This is a genomic window from Salinilacustrithrix flava (assembly GCF_041228405.1).
GTDB classification, from domain to species: Bacteria; Actinomycetota; Acidimicrobiia; order Acidimicrobiales; family Salinilacustritrichaceae; genus Salinilacustrithrix; species Salinilacustrithrix flava.
On the sequence record NZ_CP133888.1, the window covers coordinates 2,747,903 to 2,771,950 of the forward strand.

The 24,048-nt window shown below is 73.2% G+C and carries 17 protein-coding genes and 1 pseudogene; 14 read left to right on the forward strand and 4 right to left on the reverse strand.

Going from position 1 to position 24,048, the window contains the following annotated elements; translation table 11 throughout:
• The first annotated feature begins 59 nt into the window (after positions 1 to 59).
• On the forward strand, positions 60 to 1,298 hold the full coding sequence (locus RGQ06_RS13490; protein WP_432428726.1) for a glycosyltransferase family 4 protein: 1,239 nt from the start codon (positions 60 to 62) through the stop codon (positions 1,296 to 1,298).
• Between the two features lie 190 nt (positions 1,299 to 1,488).
• Here RGQ06_RS13490 and RGQ06_RS13495 read toward each other — a convergent pair whose 3' ends face one another.
• The gene (locus tag RGQ06_RS13495; protein WP_432428727.1) at positions 1,489 to 1,827 is read right to left on the reverse strand and encodes a hypothetical protein; all 339 of its coding nucleotides are present in this window, start codon (positions 1,825 to 1,827) and stop codon (positions 1,489 to 1,491) included.
• A 120-nt stretch (positions 1,828 to 1,947) separates the two neighbouring features.
• Between RGQ06_RS13495 and RGQ06_RS13500 the strand changes: the two genes are divergently transcribed.
• Genes RGQ06_RS13500 through RGQ06_RS13510 form a run of 3 tightly spaced genes read left to right on the forward strand, consistent with a single transcriptional unit; the run spans position 1,948 to position 7,540 of the window.
• Positions 1,948 to 5,286: a glycosyltransferase gene (locus RGQ06_RS13500; protein ID WP_432428728.1), complete on the forward strand. Its 3,339-nt coding sequence runs from the start codon at positions 1,948 to 1,950 to the stop codon at positions 5,284 to 5,286.
• Positions 5,283 to 7,067 carry a hypothetical protein gene (locus RGQ06_RS13505; RefSeq protein ID WP_432428729.1) on the forward strand — a complete coding sequence of 595 codons (1,785 nt, stop codon included), beginning with the start codon at positions 5,283 to 5,285 and terminating at the stop codon, positions 7,065 to 7,067. The genes RGQ06_RS13500 and RGQ06_RS13505 overlap by 4 nt, the downstream gene beginning before the upstream one ends.
• The gene (locus tag RGQ06_RS13510) at positions 7,067 to 7,540 is read left to right on the forward strand and encodes a hypothetical protein (protein ID WP_432428730.1); all 474 of its coding nucleotides are present in this window, start codon (positions 7,067 to 7,069) and stop codon (positions 7,538 to 7,540) included. The genes RGQ06_RS13505 and RGQ06_RS13510 overlap by 1 nt, the downstream gene beginning before the upstream one ends.
• A 66-nt stretch (positions 7,541 to 7,606) precedes the next feature.
• On the opposite strand, the gene ftsH is transcribed toward RGQ06_RS13510, so the two are convergent.
• Positions 7,607 to 9,529 carry an ATP-dependent zinc metalloprotease FtsH gene (gene ftsH / locus RGQ06_RS13515; protein WP_432428731.1) on the reverse strand — a complete coding sequence of 641 codons (1,923 nt, stop codon included), beginning with the start codon at positions 9,527 to 9,529 and terminating at the stop codon, positions 7,607 to 7,609.
• A gap of 97 nt (positions 9,530 to 9,626) precedes the next feature.
• Here ftsH and RGQ06_RS13520 point away from each other — a divergent pair, with 97 nt between their 5' ends.
• From RGQ06_RS13520 to RGQ06_RS13535, 4 genes are read left to right on the forward strand one after another with little or no spacing between them, the layout of a single operon-like run.
• Positions 9,627 to 9,854: a DUF3499 family protein gene (locus RGQ06_RS13520; protein ID WP_432428732.1), complete on the forward strand. Its 228-nt coding sequence runs from the start codon at positions 9,627 to 9,629 to the stop codon at positions 9,852 to 9,854.
• Positions 9,855 to 9,861: 7 nt separating this feature from the next.
• Positions 9,862 to 10,572: a CPBP family intramembrane glutamic endopeptidase gene (locus RGQ06_RS13525; protein WP_432428733.1), complete on the forward strand. Its 711-nt coding sequence runs from the start codon at positions 9,862 to 9,864 to the stop codon at positions 10,570 to 10,572.
• 40 nt (positions 10,573 to 10,612) lie between these two features.
• Positions 10,613 to 13,540 (forward strand): hypothetical protein, encoded by a 2,928-nt coding sequence (locus RGQ06_RS13530; RefSeq protein WP_432428734.1) that lies wholly within the window; start codon positions 10,613 to 10,615, stop codon positions 13,538 to 13,540.
• Between the two features lie 5 nt (positions 13,541 to 13,545).
• Positions 13,546 to 14,733, forward strand: a complete 1,188-nt coding sequence (locus tag RGQ06_RS13535) for a glycosyltransferase (RefSeq protein ID WP_432428735.1) — start codon at positions 13,546 to 13,548, stop codon at positions 14,731 to 14,733.
• Here RGQ06_RS13535 and RGQ06_RS13540 read toward each other — a convergent pair.
• Positions 14,714 to 16,567 carry an ABC transporter ATP-binding protein gene (locus RGQ06_RS13540; RefSeq protein ID WP_432428736.1) on the reverse strand — a complete coding sequence of 618 codons (1,854 nt, stop codon included), beginning with the start codon at positions 16,565 to 16,567 and terminating at the stop codon, positions 14,714 to 14,716. The genes RGQ06_RS13535 and RGQ06_RS13540 overlap by 20 nt on opposite strands.
• A gap of 48 nt (positions 16,568 to 16,615) precedes the next feature.
• On the opposite strand from RGQ06_RS13540, the pseudogene RGQ06_RS13545 reads away from it, so the two are divergent.
• The 6 genes and pseudogenes from RGQ06_RS13545 to RGQ06_RS13570 form a co-directional block, all read left to right on the forward strand.
• Positions 16,616 to 17,578 (forward strand): annotated as a pseudogene (locus RGQ06_RS13545) (lysylphosphatidylglycerol synthase domain-containing protein); the annotation flags it as partial.
• Between the two features lie 81 nt (positions 17,579 to 17,659).
• Entirely contained in the window at positions 17,660 to 19,006 is a 1,347-nt protein-coding gene (locus RGQ06_RS13550; protein WP_432428795.1) for a phosphomannomutase/phosphoglucomutase, read from the forward strand.
• Between the two features lie 63 nt (positions 19,007 to 19,069).
• On the forward strand, positions 19,070 to 19,318 hold the full coding sequence (locus tag RGQ06_RS13555) for a Trm112 family protein (protein ID WP_432428737.1): 249 nt from the start codon (positions 19,070 to 19,072) through the stop codon (positions 19,316 to 19,318).
• A gap of 4 nt (positions 19,319 to 19,322) precedes the next feature.
• Positions 19,323 to 20,357, forward strand: a complete 1,035-nt coding sequence (locus tag RGQ06_RS13560; protein ID WP_432428738.1) for an SIS domain-containing protein — start codon at positions 19,323 to 19,325, stop codon at positions 20,355 to 20,357.
• 56 nt (positions 20,358 to 20,413) lie between these two features.
• Positions 20,414 to 20,635, forward strand: coding sequence for an Rdx family protein (locus RGQ06_RS13565; protein ID WP_432428739.1), 222 nt, complete (start codon positions 20,414 to 20,416; stop codon positions 20,633 to 20,635).
• Between the two features lie 11 nt (positions 20,636 to 20,646).
• A complete protein-coding gene (locus RGQ06_RS13570; protein WP_432428740.1) occupies positions 20,647 to 22,308 on the forward strand; it encodes a hypothetical protein in 1,662 nt (553 codons plus the stop codon).
• A 13-nt stretch (positions 22,309 to 22,321) separates the two neighbouring features.
• On the opposite strand, the gene RGQ06_RS13575 is transcribed toward RGQ06_RS13570, so the two are convergent.
• Positions 22,322 to 23,989 carry a hypothetical protein gene (locus RGQ06_RS13575; RefSeq protein WP_432428741.1) on the reverse strand — a complete coding sequence of 556 codons (1,668 nt, stop codon included), beginning with the start codon at positions 23,987 to 23,989 and terminating at the stop codon, positions 22,322 to 22,324.
• Positions 23,990 to 24,048: the final 59 nt, after the last annotated feature.

Here is a 24,048-nt window from a genome sequence, read left to right on the forward strand (position 1 = left end):
GCGATCGGGCGAGGCGACCGAGGTGCGGTCGGTCCACCCCCGGCGGGCAAGATGGGCTCGTGCCCGAGGACGCCACCCCCGCACCGGTCGTCGCCCTCGTCGAGGTCGGGGACACCCTGCGGGTGCCCTACGTCACGGGCATCCAGCGGACGGTCCGCGAGGTCCTGCGCCACTGGCCCGAGGACGCCGCCGTGCAGCTCGTGCCCGTGGTCCACACCGGCCGCCGGTTCCGCACGCTCACGCCGGAGGAGCAGGCCGCCCTCGCCGCCGAACCGGGCGGGCCGGACTCCGTGGCAGCCCGAGGCGGCTGGCGCGACGTGGCCCGTCGGGTGCCCGGTGCCGTGCGGGCCCACGCCCTGGCCACGAAGGCCCGGCACGCGCTCGCCCACCGGCGTTGGTCCGAGCTCTTCGTCGACTTCGACGAGGCCACGATGCTGTTCGACCTCGAGGCCACCTGGTGGTCGCCGGCGACCCGGACGGAGCTCCTGCCCGAGCTGAAGGGGCGTGGGGTGCGGGTGGCGACGCTGGTCTACGACCTGATGCCGCTGCGCAACCCGGAGTGGTTCGACCCGGAGAACCGAGCGGTGTTCGTGCCCTGGGCTCAGGCGCAGCTGGCCCACGCCGACCTGGCCATCTGCTTCAGCCGGTTCTGCGCCGACGAGGTCGCCGACCACGACGGACCGCCCACCGCGCTGTTCGTCCCCGGCGCCGACCCGACCGACCTGGTGGCATCCCGGCCGGGGGCCCTCCCCGACGACGACCTGCCGTTCGTGCTGACCGTCGGCACCGTGGAGCCTCGCAAGAACGTTGGGCTGCTGCTGGACGCGTTCGAGCGGCTCTGGGCCGAGGGCCGTGCCGCGCGCCTCGTCGTGGTGGGTCGGGAGGGCTGGCACGTCGAGGCGCTCGTCGAGCGCCTCCGTGCCCACCCCGAGCTCGGCCGACGGCTGATCTGGGTCGGGTGGATGCCCGACGCCGAGGTCGACTGGCTCTACCGCCACGCCCACGCCGTCGCCGTCCCCTCGCGCTGCGAGGGCTACGGCCTGCCCGTGGTCGAGGGGTTGCGCCGCGGCGCACCGGTCGTGAGCTCCACGGGCGGCTCCCTGCCCGAGGTGGGCGGAGATGACGTGACCTACGCCGATCCCGACGACGTCGACGCCTGGGTCGCCGCGCTGGGCTCGCACCTCTGCGGGGAACGAACGGTGGTCGGCGCCGGCGAGCTGCCGCCGGCGGTCACCGCGACCTGGGCGGGGTCGGCCCGGACGATCGCGGGCCACCTGGCCGAGCTCGCCGGCCGCTGATCAGCGAGCACGGCGAGGGAGATCAGCACCTCCGCGCCGGGCGTGCGCATCCAAGGGGGGACGGATGCGCCGGTGCCCGGCGTCGGAGGTGGGGCGACGACCGGGGCCATCGGGCAGCGGAGCTGCCGTCAGGGGCCGGTCGTCGCAGCCGCTCGACCTGCCGGGGGAAGCGGGTCGAGCGGAGGAGGGGTCAGGCCCGGTCGACCAGGAGCCGGAGCTGCTGGCGGGCGTCCTTGGCGACGCCGCGGGCCTGGGACATGACGAGGCGGGCCTGGGCGGGGAGCTTCTCCTCGACGTCGTCGAGCACGGCGTCGATGCGGTGCTCGACCGCTTCGAGGCGCTCCTCGACGGTCTTGACGCTGTCGGCCACGGTCTGGTGGGCGCCGCCGACGCCCTCTTCGAGCTGCTTGCGCAGCTCGTTGCGCTGGACCTGGGCCTTCTGGAAGGCGATCACGCCGAGGCCGACGGTCACGTAGAAGCTGTCCCGGACGGTCTTCTGGATGTCGTCGAGGGTGATCTCGGGGGTCATGCTTGAAAGACTAAGCAGATTTGCGAGGCGTGACAAGCACTTGTGAACGATGTCTCCTCGCGGGGCGAACCGGCCGACCTTCGCGATCCGGGCGACCCGGCCCGGTACCCTGCCGCACTCGTGGAGACGCCCGCCCCGAGCCGCCCCGCGGCCCCTGCGGTCGTCGCCGTCGTGGTGACCCGGGATCCCGGGCCGTGGCTCGAGCAAGCCGTGGACGCACTCGCCGCCCAGGACTACTCCAACCTGGCGGTGCTGTTCATCGATGCGGCGAGCGACACCGACCCGACCCCCCGGATCGCGCGCGCCCTCCCGAACGCCTACGTGCGGCGCCTGGACGAGGACCGCGGCTTCGGTGCCTCGGCGAACCAGGTCCGCGAGATCGTCGACGGGGCCGCGTTCTTCTGCTTCCTCCACGACGACGCCGCCCCCGAGCCGGAGGCCATCCGCACCCTGGTCGACGAGGCCGTCCGGTCCAACGCCGGCATCGTCGGTGGCAAGCTCGTGCAGCTCGACGACCGGCGCCGGCTGCTGCAGGTCGGTGAATCGGTCGACAAGACCGGCGAGCGGTCCACCGTGGTCGACCCCGGCGAGCTCGACCAGGAGCAGTACGACGCCGTGCGGGACGTCTTCGTCGTGCCCGGCGGCTGCACCCTCGTGCGCGCCGACCTGTTCGAGGCCATCGGCGGCTTCGACGAGGGCATCGACCTGCTCAACGACGACCTCAGCCTGTGCTGGCGGGCCCACGTGGCCGGCGCCCGGGTCGTGGTGGCGCCCGACGCGGTGATCGGCCACGCCGAGGCTCTCGGCGAGCGCTCCGACACGTCCCTGCGCCGCCAGCGTCTCATCCGCCACCGCCTGCGCACCATGCTCGTCTGCTACTCCCGCTGGCACCGGGTGCGGGTGCTGCCCCAGGCCGCCTTCGTGGCCGTCCTCGAGATCGTCTACTCCGTCCTCACCGGCCGCCGCCGCCAGGCCCAGGACGTCATCGCCGCGTGGCGGTGGAACTGGCGGCGCCGAGGGGAGATCCGGGCGCTGCACCAGAAGGTCGAAGGGTTCCGTGGCGTCCCCGACGCCGAGATCCGTCGGTTCCAGGTCCGTGGCTTCTCCCGCCTCAACGCGTTCCTGCGGGGCACGTCGTCCCGGGGTGCGAGCCCCTCGGACCGGGCGGAGGGTGCGTGGCGACGGTTCGTCGCCGGGCTGCGCTCCGGCGAGCTGCGCTGGCCCGTGATCGCCTGGGCGATCACCATCCTCATCGTCGCGTTCGGGAGCCGGCACCTGATCCAGCGCCCCATCGCCACGGTCGGCGGGTTCCTGCCCTTCGACGAGGGTCCGGGCGAGCTGTTCGACTCGTTCCTGTCCGGGTGGCGCACCACCGGGCTCGGCTCGTCCTCGCCCGCACCCACGGCCTTCGGGCTGCTGGCCGGCGCCGGGGCCCTCCTCTTCGGCGCCATGGGTGCGCTCCGCCAGGTGCTGCTGCTCGGTTCCATCGCCGTCGGCCTCATCGGCGCCTACCGCCTGCTCCGCCCGGCGGCATCGCCGCGGGCGCAGGCTGTGGCGCTCGTCGTCTACGGGGCGATCCCCGTGGCCTACGACGCCGTCGCCGACGCCCGCTGGGGGTCGCTCGCCGTGTACGCCGCCACGCCGTGGCTGCTCGGCCAGCTCGGTCGCGCCGCCGGATGGGCGCCCTTCGGCGCCGTCGACGGCGACGCCGGCCCCGGGGTCCGCCGCCCCGACCTGGTCGGCCGGGTCGCCTCCATCGGGCTGCTCCTGGCCCTGGTCGCCGCCATCGACCCCGCCGTCCTGCCCGTGTTCGCCGTCGTGATCGCCGCCTTGGCGCTCGGGTCGGCGATCGCCGGCGCACCCCACGGGGTGCTCCGCCTGCTGGTCGGCGGGCTCGGCGGCGTGGCCGTCGCCGTCGTGCTGCACGTGCCGTGGATGCTGGACTTCGTCCTGCCCGGCGCTCGTTGGGAGCAGGTGGTCGGCCACGCCGGCGTCGCCGAGACCCCGACGCTCGGCTCCCTGTTCCGCTTCGACGTGGGCCCGGTGGGCGGCAGCCTCCTCGCCCTCGGGTTCCCGATCGCTGCCACCCTGCCGCTGCTGATCGGGCGGGGCTGGCGCTTCGACTGGGCGGTTCGGGCCTGGACCGTCGCCCTGACGCTCATCGGGCTGACCTGGGCCGGTGGGGACGACCGCCTGCCCCTCGCGCTGCCGCCCGCCGAGACGATGCTGGCCCCGGCGGCAGCGTCGATGGCCATCGCCGCCGGCCTCGGCGTGGTCGCCTTCGAGGTCGATCTGCGCCAGTACCACTTCGGCTGGCGCCAGGTCGCGTCGATCGTGGCCGGCGTGGCCCTCGTCATCGGTGCGGTGCCCACCATGCTCGACGCCGGCAACGGCCGCTGGTACCTGCCCGGCGGCGACCTCGAGAGCACCTTCGGGTTCCTCGAGGAGGAGGAGCCGGGGTTCCGGGTGCTGTGGATCGGGCATCCCGACGTGCTGCCCCTGCCCGGCCACGGCCTCGACCTGCCCGATGGGGACGAGCCCACGTCCGACCACGTCGTCTACGCCACCAGCCAGGACGGGCTGCCCGGCATCACCGACGGCTGGCCCGGCTCCGAGGACGGACCGACCCGGCTGATCGAGGACGCCCTGGTGCTGGCGGCCCGCGGGGAGACCAGCCGGCTCGGCCGGCTCCTCGCCCCCATGGCCATCCGCTACGTGGTCGTGCCCAGCGCCTCGGCGCCCCGGCCCCTCGGGGGCGTGCAGCGGCCGGCCCCGGCCCAGGTCACCGGCACCCTGGCCGACCAGCTGGACCTGGCGGCGGTTCCGGTCAACCCGGCCTACACCGTCTACCGAAACGAGGCGGCGCTGCCGTCACCGGCCATGATCCCGGCCACCGCCGGATCCGGCACCGCGTTCGAGGTCACGGCCGGGGACCTGGTGGGCGCGGAGCCCGTGCTCTCGGCGCGGGTCGCTCCCACGACCTGGACCGGCGATGTGCCCGCGGGCGCCCGCATCCACCACGCCTCGGCTGCATCGGATCGCTGGGAGCTGCTGGTCGAGGGTCGCCCGGCCCCGAAGACCAAGCTGTTCGGCTGGGCCCAGGGCTTCGAGCCCGCCACCAGCGGCGACGCCACCCTGCGCTACGACACCGCCCCCGTCCGCTACGGCGTGCTGGCGTTCCAGGCCCTGTTCTGGCTCGTCGCCATCCACTTCGCCCGGCGGACGCGCCGGCGCGACCCGGTCGCGACGACCTCACCGACTCGGGTGACCCCCGCCACGCCGGCCGCGCCCGCGGAATCCGTCGTCGAGCCCGCAGACTGGTTGGCACCGGCCGAGGAGTGGCCGGCCGACCCCACGCCGGCCCTGCTCGACGAGCTCGAACCGGAGCCCGCCCCGGAATCGGAGCCCGAACCCGATCCGGAACCCGCCCCCGACCCAGACGAGGAGGATCGACCATGAACCGTCGCCTGCCCGTGCTGGTGCTGCTCATCGCATTCGTCGTGGCCGGGGTCGTCCTGGACCGCGAGGCGACCGACGACACCTCGGTCGAAGCGGTCACGGTGGTCCCCTCCGAGTTCCCGATGGCGCCATCGTCCACCGCGCTGGCCTCCACTTGGTTCTGCGCCGGCGGCACGGCCGACGAGGAGGCCTTCGCCGACCACGTCATCACGATGCTGAACACCACCGACGGTGCCCTCGACGTCGATGTCACCGCCTTCCCCGGCGTCGTGGCCGCGCCGGCCCCGGGCGGGGAGGCCGACGAGCTCGCCCCCGATGCCGATGCCGACCCGGACGACGAGGAGGCCGACGAGGAGGTCGACGAGGAGCCGGCCACCGACCCGGCCTCCGTCAGCGCCGAGCCGGTGGTGCGGCGCATCGAGATCGGACCCCGCAGCCGGGCTCGTCTGGCCCTGACCGACCTGGTCACCGCCCCGGTCGCCTCCGCGCTGGTGGAGTCCGTCGGCGGCGGGCTCGTCGTGGAGCACGAGGTGTCCAGCATCCACGGGATCGACGCGAAGCCGTGCGCCACCGGTGCCAGCGACGAGTGGCACTTCGCCTGGGGGACCACGGCCCGGGAGGCTCGCGAGCTGCTCGTGCTGTTCAACCCGTTCCCCGACGACGCCATCGTCGAGGGCGTGTTCTCCACCGAGGACACCATCCGCGAGCCGGGCCGCTTCGCCGGCGGCCTCGTGGTCCCGGGTCGCAGCACCATCGGCATCGACCTCGGCGACGACGTGACCCGCCGCGACGAGGTGGCGGCGTCGCTCACGACCCGCACCGGTCGCATCATCGTCGACCGCATCGTGCGGGTGAACGAGGACGGCGGCGACCGCGGCCTCACCGTCCAGCTGGGCGTGACCGAACCGCAGCGGACCTGGATCTTCCCCGACGGGATCGCCTCCGAGGAGTTCCAGGAGCGCTTCGTCGTCTACAACCCCACCGAGGAGCTGGCCGAGGTGGAGATCGACCTCCGCGTCGACCGTCCCGAGGAGAACGGCGTCCCCGCACCGGTCGAGCTGAGCATCGCCCCCGGCTCCCACGCCACCGTGGACATGAACGAGGACGGACGCCTGCCGGTCGGGGTCCCGCACTCCGCCGTGGTGCGCTCCGCCAACGACGTCCCCGTGGTGGCCGAGCGCGTGCTGTCGTCCCTGCGCACCTCGGGCCGGCGTGGCCTGTCCGTCACCACCGGTTCACCGGTCGAGGCCACCGAGTGGACCTTCGCCGCCGGCAGCACGGAGGAGCCCAGCGCCGAGTCCATCACGATCGTGAACCTGGATCCCCAGGTGCTCACCGAGGTGGACGTCGTCGCCATCGTGGGAGGCCAGGAGGTCCCCGTGGCCGACCTGCAGGGCGTCGTCGTCGAGGCCGGCGAGCGGCTGAACGTGGATCTCACCCCCCAGATCGCCAACCGGGACGACCTCGCCGTGGTCGTGCGGGCCACCGAACCCGTGGTCGTCGAGCGCATCCTGGCCCAGCTGGGGGAGGAGCAGCGCGGGATCTCCCTCGCGGTGGGGGTGCCGTCGCCGGACGGCGCGCGCGTCCCGGCCGACCCGGTGGACCTCGGCGTCGAGGCCGACCTCGGCGACGAGCTCGAGGAGGCCCCGACCGAGGACGACGAGGGGATCCCGGTCGCCCCCGACGACGTGGAGCTGCCGGCGCCCGACGAGACCATCGTCGTCGATCCCGACGACGAGTCCGAGGTCCCGGCCGACGACGCGGAGGACGGGGAGGGCTGATGGAGCGCCTCGTCATCGTCGCCGTCGTCGCCGTCGTCGCGGTGGTGATCGCGCTGGTGGTGCAGCGCCGCCAGCCGGCCGCCGCACCGGTGCGCACCGGCTACAACGTTCCCGGCCAGCTCCACCGCCCCGACTTCACGCGTCCCGACGCCGAGTGGCTGGTGGCGGTCTTCAGCTCCGCCACGTGCGACACCTGCGCCGGCGTGTGGGACAAGGTGCGGGTGCTCGAATCCGACGCCGTCGCCGTGCAGGAGCTCGAGTTCTCCGCCCACAAGGTGCTGCACGACCGCTACCGGATCGACGGGGTGCCGACCACCGTGGTCGCCGACGCCGAGGGTGTCGTGCGGGCCAGCTTCCTCGGCCCGGCCACGGCGACCGACCTGTGGGCGGCCCTGGCCGAGCTCCGCGAGCCCGGGTCCGTGCCGGACGGCTGCGGCAGCCATGAACACGTCCACGACGAGGACGACGCCTGACCAGTGCTCGGCTCCGTGCCGCTGCCAGAAGCGTTCTGGCAGCGACTGCGGAACGGCAACGGCGGTTCAGTCGGTTGTGACCGACTCCCGCTCCGGGAGCTCCTCGGCCGTGCCCCGGCCGAGCTCGATGAGCCGGCTCACCTCGGCGCCGTCGATGGTCTCGCGCTCCAGCAGGGCCCGGGCCACGAGGTCGAGGCCGTTGCGGTTCTCGTGGAGGGTGTCGCGGCAGCGCTGCTGCTGCTCGCGCAGGATGCGCTCGACCTCCTCGTCGATCACCCGGGCGGTGTCGTCGGAGTACTCCTTGGAGGCCATCATCGACTCGCCGAGGAAGACCTGGTTGCCGCCGCTCCACGCCTGGGGGCCGACCCGCTCGGACATGCCCCACTCCCGCACCATCTTGGTGGCGAGGTCGGTGGCGCCCGTGAGGTCGTTGTTGGCGCCGGTGGAGTAGACGCCGTAGACGACCTCCTCGGCGATCCGGCCGCCCATGCGGACCACGAGGGAGTCCTCGATGTAGTCCTGGCGGTAGATGTGGCGCTCCTCGGGGAGCTGCTGGGTGACGCCGAGGGCCATGCCCGTGGGCAGGATCGTGACCTTGTGGACCGGGTCGGCGTGGGGGAGCACGGCGGCGCACACGGCGTGGCCGGCCTCGTGGTAGGCGATGACCTCCTTCTCCTGGTCGGAGAGGGCCATGGACTCGCGGCGCTGGCCCATGAGGACGCGGTCGCGCGCCATGTCGAAGTGGCGGTTGTGGATCTCGTCGTCGCCGGCGCGCACCGCGTAGAGGGCGGCCTCGTTGACCAGGTTGGCCAGATCGGCGCCGCTCATGCCCGGCGTGCCCTTGGCCACCGTGTTGAGGTCGACGTCGGCGGCCAGGCGCTTGGACTTGCAGTGCACCTTGAGGATCGCCAGGCGCTCCTCGGACTCGGGCAGCGGCACGACCACCTGGCGGTCGAAGCGACCCGGGCGGAGGAGGGCGGGGTCGAGGATGTCGGGGCGGTTGGTGGCCGCCATCATCACGATGCCCTCGGTGGCCTCGAAGCCGTCCATCTCCGACAGCATCTGGTTCAGCGTCTGCTCGCGCTCGTCGTGGCCGCCGCCGAGCCCAGCGCCGCGCTTGCGGCCGATGGAGTCGATCTCGTCCACGAAGATGATGGCCTTGCCCATCTTCTTGGCCGTCTGGAACAGGTCGCGCACGCGGCTGGCGCCGACGCCCACGAACATCTCCATGAAGTCCGAGCCGGTGACCGACAGGAACGGCACGCCGGCCTCACCGGCCACGGCCCGGGCGATGAGGGTCTTGCCGGTGCCGGGCGGGCCGACGAGCAGCACGCCCTTGGGGATGCGGGCGCCGATCTCGGCGAACTTCTCGGGATGGCGCAGGAAGTCGACCACCTCGGTGATCTCCTGCTTGACGCCCTCGTACCCGGCGACGTCGTCGAAGGTGGTGCCGGGGCGCTCGGTGTCGTAGGGCTTGGCCTTCGACTTGCCGATGTTCATCACGCCGCTCATCTGGCCCTGGGCCCGGCGCTGCATCCAGATGAAGAAGCCGATGAACAGGCCGAACACGATGATGTAGGGGAGGATGGCGGCGATGAAGCTGGGCGAGGGCGTGACGTAGCTGACCTCGACGCCCTGGTCCCGCAGGATCCGCAGGTCCTCGTCGGGGATGCCGCCGTCGACCGGGCCGGTCGTGGTGAAGAGGGTGCCGTCCTCCAGCTCGCCGTCGATGTCGCCGTTGTTGTTGTCGATCTCGATGTCCTGCACCTGGCCGTCGAGGACGGCGGTGCGGAACTCGCTGTAGGTGAGGTCCTCCCGGGGCTCGCTCGGGAAGAACCCGGCGAGCACGAACCCGAGCAGGAGGACGCCGACCAGGACCCAGAGGGACCAGCGGGGCAGCCCGCCGAGCCGGGCGCTGGCGCCCCGCGCGCCACCCTTGGACTCGCGGCCCGGCGGCGGGGGAGGCGGCGGAGGCGACTGCGGCTGCATGGGCCCAGGATACGGGTCGGGGCCGACGGTCGGACGTGCAGCCCGGTCGGTCCGGTGTCCACCGCTGCCGGCGCGGCCCTGGCTACCCTGCTCTCCCGTGAGTGCCAGCTGCTCTCGTCCTGCGTGCCAGCGGAGCCCGGCCGCGACCCTCACCTACGACTACGCGTCCCGGGTGGCGACCGTGGACCACCTCGCCCCGTCGCACCCGATGCAGTACGACCTGTGCGTCGAGCACACCGAACGGCTGTCGGTCCCCAACGGCTGGTCCCTCGTCGACCGGCGCATCGGCTCAGTGGTCGACCTCCACGGCCGCATCGCCTCCTGAAGGTCCAGTGACCGATCCGGCCCCCCGCTGGGGCGCGGTCGACCTCGCGGTCGCCTTCGTCGTGGCCCAGCTCGCCTCCGCGCTCGGCTTCGCCCTGTTCGCTGCTGCCCAGGGCATCCCGATGGGCGAGCTCGACACCGATGCGCTGACCATCGGCGAGGTCGCCCTCCTCCAGGTCCCCCTGTGGCTGGGCCTGCTCGGCGTCCCGCTGCTCGCCACCCGGCTCCGGGGCAACGGGCCCGTGCGCGACCTCGGGCTGTGGACCACCCTGCGGGACGTGCCCGTCGGCCTCGCGATCGGCGTGGCCTGCCAGCTCGTGCTCGTGCCGCTGGTGACGCTGCCGATCTTCATCTTCACCGACACCGACCAGGAGGCGCTCGAGGCGCCGGCTCGCGAGCTCACGGACAAGGCCCAGGGCCCGGGCGTGCTGGTGCTCGTGCTGGTCGTGGTCGTCGCCGCACCACTCGCCGAGGAGGTCTTCTTCCGCGGGATGCTCCAGCGGACCCTGGCCCGCCACCTGCCGATCTGGCCGGCGATGCTCATCACGTCGGTGCTGTTCGGCATCAGCCACTTCCAGGCGCTGCAGCTGCCGGCCCTGGCCGCGTTCGGCCTCGTGCTGTCGGTGCTGGCCCACCGCACCGGCCGGCTCGGTCCCAGCATCTGGGCCCACGTCGGCTTCAACGCGACCACGGTCGTCGCGCTCGTCGCCGGTGGGTGATCGGTCCGACCCGGGACCGGGGTGGGAGGATGTCTCGCCGATGAGCCCGGTCGCCCGCCGAACGATCGACGCACTGGTCGTCGCGGCCAGCGCCCTGTTCGTGTTCTGGCAGCTCCACCCGGACCTGCTCCTGGCCAGCACGACGCCTGCGGGTGGCGACATGGGCGCCCACGTGTGGGCGTTCGCGTACCTGCGGGACCACCTCCTGCCGGACCTGCGACTCGCCGGCTGGACCCCCGACTGGTACGCCGGCTTCCCCGTCTTCCAGTTCTACATGGTCGTCCCGTTCCTCGGGATGGTGGCCCTGAACGCCGGCCTCGGCGGGGCGCTCGCCATCCTCCCGGCCGCGGCGTCCCTGCTGATCGCCGGTCGGGCGGCGGGCCGATGGGTCCGCGACCGCACCGAGCTGGCGGTCACCGCCGGGCTCGCCCTGGTGGCGCTCCTCGCCGGGCTCTGGGGCGGCTTCGGCCCGACGTTCGACCTCGTGCTCATCGTCGCCGGCGTGGCCGCCGCCGTGGTGGCCGGCCGCTACGGGCGGCACCCCCGACGGGTGCCCCTGGCCGTCGCTGCCGCGCTGGTGGTCGTCCTCGGCGTCGCCGTGCCCTACGGACCTGCGTTCAAGCTGGTGTCGGTGGCGGGCGTGGTGGCCATGCCGGTCGCCGCCTACGCCTTCGGCCGGCTCGCCCGGTTCCCGCACCCGACGCCGGCCCTGCTCGCGGTCACCACGCTCGCCTTCCTGTTCGACAAGTCCTTCACCATCTACGGCGGCAACATCGCGTCGACCATGGCCGGCGAGTTCGCGTTCTCGATCAGCCTGGCGCTGGCGATCGTCTACCTGGGCGTGGTGGTCCACGGCCTGCGCATCGGCACCCACCGGGCCACGGCGGCGGCGCTGCTCGCGCTGGTCGGCCTCTGCCACCTCATCCCCGCCTTCTTCGCCCTCGGGGTGACCCTCGTGCTGCTGGTCGTGCACCTCGTCGCCGAACCCGCGGGGGAGGGTGCGCCGGCCCGCCGCACCGTCCTCGTCGGCGCGGCTGCCGCCGCGGTCGTCGTGCTGGGCGGTGCGGCCGCGCTCGTGACCGGCCTGGCGGGCACCGGGCCGACGGTGGCCGTCACGCTCGTGCTGCTGGTCATCGTCGCCCTCGTCCTGCTCACCCGGGAGGGAGCCGAGCCGACCGACCCCGGCGCCGAGCGCCGTCCGCTCGCCATCGGCCGGCTGTGGTGGCTGCTCAGCACCGGCGTCGTGGCCGCCCTCCTGGCGGCCTGGTGGGTGCTGCCGTTCTTCTGGCGCCGCACCTACGTCAACGACATGGGCTGGGAGAAGATCGCGGTCCACCGGGACGGCACCGGCCTGTGGTCGTGGTTCTCCGACCAGGTGTGGCCCGAGCTGGTGCCGGGCGACCTGCGGCTCTTCGCGGCCCTCGCGCTGGTCGGCGCCGTGCTCTCGGTGGCGTTCCGCAGCCGCGTCGGCGTCGCGCTGGTGGTCGCGGGCCTGGGCCTCGCGCTCGCGTTCGTGTTCCTGCCCCAGGGCCGGCTGTGGAACGCCCGCCTCCTGCCGTTCTGGTACCTCGTCGTCTACTGGCTGGCCGCCGTCGGCGTCGGGGAGATCGCGCGGGCGCTGGCCCAGGTGCTGGCCCCCGACCCACGCCGGCCGCGGCGGTGGGTGACGGTCGCGGCTGCGCCGCTGGCGCTGCTGCTGCTCGGCGGGTTCCTGGCCGGCCAGCTCCGCAACGCCCCCGGCGGTGCCACCAACGCGGACGGCACCTACCGGCTCGTCCGCTCGGTCGGCGTCCCGGGCCTGTTCTCCCTGCGGGTGCCCGACGCGCTGGGCATCGACGTCGCCGGCCGGAACTTCGTCACCGACTGGGCCCGGTGGAACTACAGCGGCTACGAGCGCAAGGAGGCCTACCCCGAGTACCGGGGGATCGTCTCGACCATGGCCGAGGTGGGGGAGACCAACGGCTGCGGGCGCTCGCTGTGGGAGTACAGCTCCGACCTGAACGACTACGGCACCCCGATGGCCCTCATGCTCCTGCCCCACTGGACCGACGGCTGCATCGGCTCGATGGAGGGGCTGTACTTCGAGGCCTCGTCCACCACGCCGTTCCACTTCCTCATGCAGTCCGAGCTGTCCCAGGCGCCGAGCCGGGCCCAGCGCGACATGCCGTACCGGGAGCTCGACGTCGACGCCGGCGTCGAGCACCTCCAGCTGATGGGGGTGCGCTACTACCTCGCGCGCAGCCCGGAGGCGAAGGCGGCGGCCGCCGGCCACCCCGACCTGACCGAGGTGGCCGCGGACGGGCCGTGGCTCGTGTACGAGGTCGCGGGCGGCGCCTCGCTCGTGGAGCCCCTCGCCCACGAACCGGCGGTCACCACGGCATCGGAGGCCCAGGACGAGTGGCTCGGCTGCAAGGAGGGTGAGGAGCCCTGCCCGGGCGCCGCGCTCGAGTGGTTCCAGGATCCGTCCCGGTGGGACGTGGCCCTGGCGGCGGACGGCCCGGCCGAGTGGCAGCGGGTCGACCCCGGCGCGACCCCCGAGACCCGGGCGCTCACGCCGGCCGAGGTGTCGGACGTGGCGGTGGGCGACACCTCGATCTCGTTCCGAGTCGACCGCCCCGGCACCCCCGTGCTGGTCAAGGCCTCCTACTTCCCCAACTGGGAGGTCGCCGGCGCCGACGGCCCCTACCGGGTCGCGCCGAACCTGATGGTCGTCGTGCCGACCGACACCGACGTGCGCCTCACCTACGGCCGCACGGGGATCGACCTGATCGCGATCGCGCTCACCCTCGCCGGCATCGCCGGCCTGGTCGTCCTCACCCGCCGCCCGCGCGTCCCCGTGCGCGACCTGCGCCCGGCCGACGGCACCAGCGCACCCCGCACGCGACCCGAGCCGGACCCGTTCCTCGCCGACCTCGCACCGGTCGACCCGGTCGAGCCGGTCGACACCACGGCGCCGGCCGACGCATAGCGGCCGTGCCGCGTCGACTGCTCGCCTTCGCCGCCGTGTCGGTGCTGCCGACCGCGATCGACGTCGGGTTGCTGGTGGCGCTGCGCGAGGGGTTGGGCTGGCCGCTGCTGGTGGCCGACCTCGTCGCCATCGCCGTCGCGTCCACCGTGTCCTACGGCGCCCACCGGGTGGCCACGTTCCGGTCGAACCCGTACTTCCGCTGGGTCCGCCACCCCTCGGCCTTCGTGCTCCTCGCCTCGGTCGCCGCCGTCGTCGACGCCCTCGTGCTCCGGGCCACCTTCACCGCCTTCGGCTTCACCACGGTGACCGGCCTGCTCGCGGCGAAGGCGATCTCGCTGACCGTGGCCGCCGTGGTCCGGGCCATCGGCTACCGCTGGGTGCTGGGCGAGGCGATCCGAGAGCTCCACACGCCGTCGCTGCGGCCGCTGGAGGACGGGACGTGCCGGCTGACCGTGGTGATCCCCGCGTACCGGGAACCCGACCGCATCGGGACGACGGTGCGGCGCATCCACGACGAGCTGGCCGACGTCGCCGCGGACGGCGGCCTCGAGGTCGTGGTGGTGGACGACGGCTCCGGCGACGACACCGCGGCCATCGCCCTCGAGGCGGGCGCCGAGCAGGTCATCGTGCAGCCCCAGAACCGGGGGAAGGGGGCGGCGGTCCGCGCGGGGATGCTCGCGTCCCGGGGCCGGGTGGCGCTGTTCACCGACGCCGACCTCGCCTACGACCCGCCCCAGCTGCGGCGGGCGCTCGAGGCCGTCGAGGCCGGGTGGGACGTCGTCATCGGCAACCGCCGCCACGTCGACTCGGTGGTGTCCCGGGCCACCGGGCTGCGGGCCCTCGGCAGCCGGGTGGTGAACCGCCTGTCCGCCGCCGTGCTGCTCGCCGCCCCGCGCGACACCCAGTGCGGGCTCAAGGCCTTCCGGGGCGACGTGGCCCGCTCGCTGTTCGCGCACGCCCGCATCGACGGCTTCGCCTTCGACATCGAGATCCTGCACCTGGTCGAGCGGGCCGAGCTGTCCCTCGGCGAGATCCCGGTGCAGCTCGACGAGGCCGGTGCGTCGTCGACGGTGCGGGTCGGCCACGACGTGGTCCGCCTGGCGCTCGACCTGGCGCGGGTGCGGCGGTGGTCCTCGATCGGGGCCTACGACGACGTCGGCGTGGTGCCGACCTTCACGACGGGCGGGCCCTGAACGGACCCGGTCGGTGGGGGTCGTGGTGGACGGCCTCGCCGGTCTGCACCGCCCACAGCGAGGCGTAGGCGCCCTCGCGGGACACCAGCTGGTCGTGGGTGCCGGACTCCACGATGCGCCCGGCCTCGAGCACGTGGATGACGTCCGCGTCGCGAACCGTCGAGAGCCGGTGGGCCACGACGAGGGTGGTGCGCCCGGCGGAGATCCGCTCGAGCGACCGCTGGATGGCGGCCTCGGTCTCGTTGTCGACGGCCGAGGTGGCCTCGTCGAGGAGCAGCACGACCGGGTCCTTCAGCACGGCCCGGGCGATCGAGAGCCGCTGGCGCTGGCCGCCGGACAGCTTCTGGCCCCGCTCGCCGACGATGGTGTCGTAGCCCTGGGGCAGCGTCTGCACGAAGTCGTGGATCTCGGCCACGGTCGCGGCGGCGACCACGTCCTCGATCGGGGCGTCCGGGCGGCCGTAGGCGATGTTCTCGCGGACCGTGCCGTGGAACAGGTACACGTCCTGGCTCACCAGGCCGGTGAGCCGGCGCAGGTCGCCGAGGTCGAGGTCGCGCACGTCGTGGCCCTCGATGCACACCTGTCCCTCGTCGACGTCGTGGAAGCGCAGCAGCAGCCGCATGAGCGTGGACTTGCCGGATCCCGTGGGGCCGACGACCGCCGTCGTCCGGCCGGCCTCGATGGTCAGCGTCACGCCGTCGAGCGCGGGGGTGGCGCCGGGCTCGTAGGCGAAGGTGACGTCCTCGAAGGACACCTCCCCCTGGCCGAGGTCGAGCGCGAGGCGCTCGGGGCCACCCGTGATGGCCGGTTCGGTGTCCACCACGTCGAGGATGCGGTTCGTGGATGCCATGGCCCGCTGGTACTGGTCGAAGGTCTCGCCGAGGCGCGTCAGCGGCCACAGCAGGCGCTGGGACAGGAAGAGCAGCACGCTGTACTGGCCGACCGACAGCGAGCCCGACCCGTCGGTGGCGGTCTTGATCGCCTCGTAGCCGCCCCACACCATCGTCCCCGTGAAGCCGATGAGGATCGCCATGCGGATGAGCGGCACGAACGCCGACGACAGCGAGATGGCCCGACGGTTGGTCTCGCGGTACCGGTCGCTCTCCCTGGCGATGCGGGCCGCCTCCCGGTCCTCGGCCGTGAAGGACTTCACCGTCGAGATGCCGAGCAGGTTGTTGGCCAGCTGGCCGTTCAGGAACCCGGCCTGGTTGCGGACCGCTTCGTAGCGGGGCTCGAGCCGGCGCTGGAACCAGAACGAGCCCCACAGGACCAGGGGCATCGGCGCGATGGCGAGCATCGCCACCGACGGGTCGAGCACGAAGAAGATCGCGCCCACCGCCACCACGGTGGTCAGCACCTGGATGATCTCGTTGGCGCCGATGTCGAGGAACCGCTCGAGCTGGTTGACGTCGTCGTTGAGCACCGCCATGAGGTCGCCGGTGGCCCGCTCCTGGAACCAGGCGTGCTCGAGCTCCTGCACGTTGCGGTAGGCGTCGAGGCGCAGGTCGTGCTGGAGGTCCTGGGCCAGGTTCCGCCACGCGATCTGGTGCAGGTACTGGAACAGGGACTCGAGCGCCCAGACCAGGAAGGTGAGGAGCGCGATCGCGACGATCTGGGCTCGCTGCGTGGTGAACCCGATGCGGTCGAGGGTGGCGTCGCCGTCGTTGGCCACCACGTCCACGGCGAGGCCGATGAGCAGGGGAGGGGCGAGGTCGAAGAGCTTGTTCAGCACCGAGTGGGTCGTGGCCCACCCGGTTCGTCGGCGGTACGGCGCCCCGTAGTGCCAGAGGCGGCGCAGGGGTGCCACCCGTTCGTCGTCGGTCGGTCCCGGCATCCGACGAGTCTGGCCCCACTGGATCCGTTCGCCGCGCGCGAATCGACCATGGATGGTCGATTCGCGCGTGAGGAACCGGAAGGGGGCCGTTCGTTGCGCGCGAGTCGACCACCGGCGGTCGATCGGCGCGCAGGGAACCGGGTTGGTGGGTGCGGGTGCCTACGATCGCCGGCCGTGCCAGCCGCCGTCCCCGACCTGCTCCGACGGCTGGCCGCCCTCCGCTCGTGGGCGTCCACGCCCGGTCGCCGGCGGATCGCGTACGCGGTCGCCGTCACCATCTTCGTCGGCTCCACCGTGGCGGCCTGGCAGGCGCTCCCATCCGATCGGGGCGACATCGACTGGTCGCTCATCGCCCTCGCCGCGCTGCTCGTGGTCCCGGGTGCGGTGGTCAACGCCGAGGAGTACCGGGTGTCGGCCCGCATCGTGGGCCAGCGGGTCGCCTTGCCGGCGGCCCTGCGAGTGTCCATCATCGCCGCCGCGTTCAACCTCCTGCCCGTGCCGGGGTCGGTGCTGGTGCGGACGCGGGCGCTGGCCAAGGGCGGCTCCTCCACCGGGCAGGCCGTGACGTCGACCCTGGCTGTCGGCCTCGCCTACATCGCCGTCGCCCTCGTCATCGTGGCCGCGGTGCAGGTGGGGGCGGCACCGGTGCAGGCGGTCGTGCTGCTCGTCATCGGGCTGGCCATGCTCGGCGGTGCGGCCGTGCTGGTGCGGCGCCTGGCCGACGGGCCGGTCGGGGCGGTGCTGCAGCGACTGGTGGCCGTGGAGGCCCTGTCGGTGCTGGTGAAGGCGGTGCGGCTGTACCTGACCATCGAGGCACTCGGGTTCGAGCCGAGCATCGCGCAGGCGACGTCGCTGTCGATGGCGACGGTGGCGGCCTCGGCCATCGGCATCTTCCCGGGCGGGCTCGGCATCCGGGAGCTGCTCTCGGGCCTCATCGCGCCGGCGGTGGACCTGCCCGCGTCCGTGGGCCTGGTCGGCACGTCGATGGACCGGGTCATCGGCCTCGCGACGCTGTCGGTCCTGGCCGCGATCGTGCTGTTCGCCACCCGGGAGCGCTTGCCAAGGCCCGACCACGGCAGCCACCCTTCCGTCGTGGCCGACATCGATGCTGTCTTCAAGGCGTACGACATCCGGGGCATCACCCCGGACCAGCTCGACGCCGAGCTCGTCCGCTCCATCGGCGCGGCGTTCGCCCGGTTCGTGCGCACGCAGCCCGAGCCCCACGACCGAGTGCTCGTGGGCCGGGACATGCGCCCCTCCGGCGTGGAGCTCGTGGCCGCCTTCTGCGAGGGGGTCACCAGCCAGGGCATGGACGTCACCCGCATCGGGCTGGCCTCCACCGACATGCTGTACTTCGCCGCCGGGAGCCTCGACGCCCCCGGTGCGATGTTCACCGCCAGCCACAACCCGGCCCAGTACAACGGCATCAAGATGACGCTGGCCGGCGCCAAGCCCATCGGTTCCGACACCGGCATGGACGAGATCAAGCGGATGATCCTCGAGGACGACCTGTCCCCGCAGGGCGAGCCGGGCACCATCGACGACATCGAGCTGCTCGATGCCTTCGCCGACCACGTCCGCGGCTTCATCGACACCTCGGCGCTCGTGCCCGTGAAGGTCGTGGCCGACACCGCCAACGGCATGGGCGGCCTCGTCGTGCCCGCCGTGTTCGAGGGCCTGCCCGTGGACCTCGAGGTCATGTACGGCGAGCTCGACGGCACCTTCCCCAACCATCCGGCCGACCCGATCGACGTCGAGAACCTCCGCGACCTGCAGGCCCGGGTGCTCGAGGTCGGCGCCGACGTGGGCCTGGCCTTCGACGGCGACGCCGACCGGGTCTTCCTCGTCGACGACCTCGGCCAGCCGGTGTCGGGCTCGATCACCACGGCCATCGTCGCCAAGGGCATCCTCGAGAAGGAGCCCGGGGCGACGATCCTGCACAACCTGATCTGCTCCAAGACCGTGCCCGAGGTCGTCCGCGAGAACGGCGGCACGCCGATCCGGACCCGGGTGGGGCACAGCTTCATCAAGGCCACGATGGCCGAGACCGGCGCCGCGTTCGGCGGCGAGCACTCCGCCCACTACTACTTCCGCGAGAACTGGCGCGCCGACTCGGGCTGCATCGCCTCCCTGGTCGTGCTCGAGCAGCTCAGCCGCACCGGCCAGAAGCTGTCCGAGCTCCGCAAGCCCTTCGAGCGCTACGCCGCATCCGGCGAGATCAACACGACCGTCGACGATCCCGCCGCGGTCATCGACCGGGTGGCGGCGGCCTACGCCGACCACGACCAGGACCGCCTCGACGGGCTCACCGTGGACCTCGGCGACTGGTGGTTCAACCTGCGTCCCTCCAACACCGAGCCGCTGCTGCGCCTCAACCTGGAGGCGGCCACCCGGGAGCAGTGCGACGCCAAGGTGGAGGAAGTTCGCTCGCTCTTCTAGCCGGGTCGTCAGCTCAGAGGCTTCCTTGCAGACGGGCCTGACCCCCGCTGGTAGAAAGCATCCATGGCACTCGACCAGCTGCTGCTCGACATCCTCGCCTGCCCCGAGGACAAGGGGCCGCTCTACTACTTCGAGGACGAGGACCTGCTCCTCAACCCGCGGCTCAAGCGCACCTACGCCATCCGCGACGACATCCCGATCATGCTGATCGACGAGGCCACCGCCATCGACGACACCGAGGTCGAGCGCCTGCTGGCCAAGGCCGAGAGCCAGGGCATCACGCCCACCTTCGATCCCGACGACGGCGCCTGAACCCGTGTCCCCCCTGCTCCCCGAGGGACCGATCGACAGCCTCGGGGTCCTCGACGCCGTGCTGGCCACCCCCGAATCGGTGGCGGCCGCGGCGGCTGCACCGGTCGAGGTCCCTCCCTTCGCCGGGGTGCACGGCATGGTGCTCGTGGCCTCCGGGCCCGATGCCCTGGTGGCCGAGGCCGCCCAGGCCCTCGTCGCGCCGTGGTCGCCCGTACCGGTCTTCGTCCACACCGGGCACGGCCTGCCCGACTTCGTCTCCGACGAGTGGCGCTGCGTGTTCGTGTCGCGGGCCCCGACGTCGGAGTCGACCTCGGCGCTGCAGGCCGCCGTGGACCACCGGGCCGTCCTCACCGGGGTCGGCAGCGGCGACGTGGTGGAGGCCATCGCCGAGCGCGACGGGGGCGTGGTGCGCTGCACCGACGAGGTCCCCGCGCCCCGGTTCGCGTTCGCCTCCACGCTGGTGAGCACGCTCCGGCTGCTCGACGGGCTGAGCGCGCTGGCCACCCCGCTCGGCGGTCCCGGCCTGGACGAGACCATCGACGCGGCGGTCCACCAGCTCACCCGGCGACGCGACCAGCTCGACCGCCCCGATGGCGACGCCGCCGTGCTCGCCCGCCGCATCGGGCGCACCATGGTCCTGACCCTGGGGGCCGGGCCGGTCGGCGCGGTCGCCGCCCGACGCTGGAAGCAGCAGGTCAACGACAACGTCAAGGCCCCCGCCTTCGACCTGGCGCTGCCCCAGGCCCGCCACCACGAGCTGTCCGGCTGGGGTCAGCACGGCGACATGACCCGCCAGGTGTTCTCCCTCGTCGAGCTCCGGCACGACCACGAGGACACCGACGACGCTGCGGTGCTCCCTGCCGTCGAGGCCATGCTCGAGGAGGTCGTGCACGCCCGTCACGAGGTGCACGCCGAAGGAGAGGGCCCGCTGGCCCAGCTGCTGGACCTGGTGCTCACGGGTGACCTCGTCAGCTGGCACCTGGCCCAGGAGAACGAGATCGACCCGGGTCCCCGGGGCGTCGACACCCTCGGCGCATGACGATGCTGGACCCGCGCCACCGGATCTCCATCGCGTTCTGCGTCCCGTGAGACTACGTGCCGAGAGCCGTCGGTCTGGCGGACGAGCTGCTGCGGGGCTGGGCCCCGATCATCGAGACCCTGGAGCTGGTGCCGGACGGCAAGGGCCGCTTCGAGGTCACCCTCGACGGTGAGCTGATCTTCTCCAAGGCCGGCCTCGGCCGCCACGCCGAGCCCGGCGAGGTCGTGGCCCTGGCCCGGGAGCGCATGGGTCCCGAGATCGACCGGGGGTCGAACTAGCGTCGGGCCCGATGGCGACCCCCCCGCAGCGCAGGTCGCACCGCGCGGCGTGGGCACTGGTGGTCGTGGCCGCCCTCGCCTCGCTCCTGGGCCGGCTCCTGCTGGCCCGCTCGGTCGTGTCGCCCTTCATCTTCCAGGACGAGGGCGGCTACGTCGGGGTGGCCCGCCTGCTGGCCGGTGACCCGCCGACCCTCTACGGGCCGGCGTACCTGCCCGGCTGGGGTGCGCTGCTTGCGCCGGCGGCCGCGATCCTGGAGCCCGGCGCCTTCCAGAACGCAGCGCAGGGGCTGAACGCGGCGGCCGCCGCCGCCGTCATCCCCGTGCTGCACCTGATCGGCACCCGGCTCGCCGGTCTCCGCCCGCTGCTGAGCGCCGGCGCAGCCATCGTGGGCGGCTCGATGGCGGCGTCGATCCTGCAGGCCACGATGCTGTTGCCCGAGGCACTGCTCGTCCTCGTGGTCGCCGTCGGCGTGGTGCTGGTGCACCGGGCCCTGGAGGCCGGCACCGTGCCGTGGTCGCTGCTCGCCGGGATCGCCGTCGGGGCCTCCTACGCCGTGCACCCCCGCTCGATCGTGGCGGTCCTCGCCCTGGCCCTGGTCGCGGTCGCGGCCTGGCGTGCCGGGGTGCTGGCGCCGCGCGTCGCCGCCGCGCTCGGCGGAGCCGCGCTGCTGGTGGTGCTGCTCACCCAGGTCCTGCACGCCTGGGCCACGGACCGGCTCTATCCGGCCGGGACGATGCCGTCGCTGGCCGGGTCGCCGGTGGGTGCCCTGGGGGAGCCGATCGGCGCCGCCGTGATCACCGCCGGGCAGACCTGGTACCTCGTCGTCGCCACGCTCGGCCTCGTGCCGCTCGGGATGCTGGTCGGCGCCCGTGTCGGCTGGAACGAGCGCGGCACGGCGCGCGGTCTGGCGATGGGCTTCGTGGTGCTCGGTGCGCTCGGCAGCCTGGCGCTCGGCACCATCGGGTCCTACCAGGTCGGCATCGGCACGGACGTGAGCCGCGCCGACCTGCCCGTGTACGGCCGCTACCTCGAGCAGTGGGTGCCGGTGCTCGTCGTGCTGGCCCCCGCGCTGCGGCGCCGCTGGGCGTGGCCCGGCATCCTCGCCGCTGCCGGCGCGAGCGCCGGCATCGGGTTGGCCCTCGATGCCGTGTACGCCGACGACGTGTGGGAGCAGCCGATCGCCTGGCACAACATCGCCTCCCTCCGGGTGCCGGTCGAGCTCTTCGGCCGCGACCACGTCGTCACCACCGGTCTGCTCGCAGCCGTCGTCATGCTCCTGCTGGGCGCGGCTGCCCTCGTGCGCCGCGACCGGTGGGGGTGGGCGCTGCCCCTCGCGGTGATCGCCGGGCTCAACGTGTTCGCCGGGGTGTCGCTCGTCCAGGAGTGGGCCGGCCCGGCCTCGGAGGCCTGGGCCGGCCGGCACCGCCTCGGTCCGGTGCTCGAGGAGGTCGACGAGGTGGTCTGGGTCGACCGGGACGAGGACCTGCACGTGTACTGGGCGTACAACACCCAGTTCTGGCACCCCGACGTCGACGTCTCCTACTTCGTGGGGGACCTGCCCGACGGTGCCGGGCTGGTGCTGGCCGGGGAGTCCACCCCGCCGGCGGAGGGGGCCGAGCTCCTCGGGACCGAGCGCGACGGCGATCTCGGACTGTGGGCGGTCGACGGGTAGCGCCTGGGACCGCTCAGCAGTCGATGCGGTACACGCCCCCGGGGAAGTTCCCGACCCCGATCACGGGGGCCAGGCCCTCGTCCTCGAGCGTCGGTGGCCCGACCGTGTACGGGGAGACGTCGCACGACGGAGGATCGGTGAGCACGGCGTCGGGGTAGCCGAGTCGGTAGTGCAGGACGTTTCGGACTTCGTGGCGGAGGTGCGGGGCGTACTGGAGCACCTCAACATCGGCGTCGGCAAGGACTCGGGCTGCCTCGCGGCCGGTCGGCTCCCACTGGTCGGTGAACGGCTTCAGGTTCCCCGCCGATCCCGCCGCCACCGTCGCGGCGCCGGCCACCACCACCACCGCGGGGCCGAGCCAGGCCCGCCAGCTCGCGGCGCCGGCCACCACGACGACCACCGAGAGGACCACGGCCGTGATCGGGAGCACGTGGATCCCCTCGGTGAAGGGTTCGCCCCACCCGGTGACGACCATGTCGAACGTGGTCAGGGTCGGGGTCGTGAACTTCTGCACGTTCCCCGTCAGGCGTGAGCTCTCCAGCGAGACCGACAACACGAAGCCGCTGACGGCGAGGACACCCGCGCTCGCGAGCACCCACGACCGGACCGGAGTCATCCGTGCAGCGACCGCGCCGGCGCCGATCATGACGAGTACGGGCGCCGTGGCGGCGAGGTAGCGCTCGTAGACGAGCTGGTCGGCGCGGATGCCGTTGGCGAGGAAGAGGACCGAGGTTCCGGCAATGGCGGCGAGCGCCAGGAGCAGCACCGTGGAGAACACGACGTGGCGCCGGGCTCGAACGGTCCAGAGGAGGAACAGGCAGCCGACGCCGGCCAGGACGAACGTGGTGGCGAGGAACGACCAGACGTGGCCGATGGCAGCGGGAATCCAGTCCGTCGAGAGCAGGTTCTGGGCCTTGTCGAGGCGACTGCCGGACGTCGTGCCGTCGTAGAGCGTGTCGACGACGTAGGCATCGAGGGCGAGCGCCCCTGCGGCCGCTGCCACGCCGGCGACCTCGGCGAGCACGAACGAACGCCAGGGCACCGCACGCGCCCGCACTCGGAGCGGTTCGTCCGTCCGTCGAACGAGCGGCGCCAGCGACCACACGGCGACGGCGCCGAGCGTGATCAGCACCACGATGCTGGACCGACGGTGGACGGCCAGCATGCCGCCGGCGGCGATGGTGAACGGGAGGGCACCGATCGCAGGTCCGTGCTGGCTGTAGCGCAGCAGGAGCCAGGCCCACAGCGTGAACGCGAACGCGATGCACACCTCGGCCCAGGCCCGCGGTGCCTGGAAGACCACGGACGTCGCCGTGGCGCCGGCGATGGCCACGACGGCGGCGGCGATGCCGCGGAGACCGAAGAGCCGCCGCGCCATGGCGTGCAGCAACGGCCCGAGCGCAGCCAGGAGGACGACGTTGACGCCGACGGCGATCACCCAGGGGTCGAAGGGGAGGATGCTGACAGGCAGTGCGAGCAGCGCCGGGTAGCCCGCGGAGTAGAACGGGATGCCGGCCAGGAGCGGGGCGCCGTCGCGGGTGGAGAAGAACACCGCTTCGCCGAGGAAGCCGAGCTCATCGTCGAACATCGTCACCCCGCCGGCACGCTGCAGAACGATGGTCGCGAGGGCGAAGGTGAGGGGTGCGACAGCCGTCGAGGCCCACAGCAGACGATCGCGCACGACGGACGACACTACCGTTCGATGCCGGATCGGCGGTCCCGCATGGCCTCCTCGGGGCC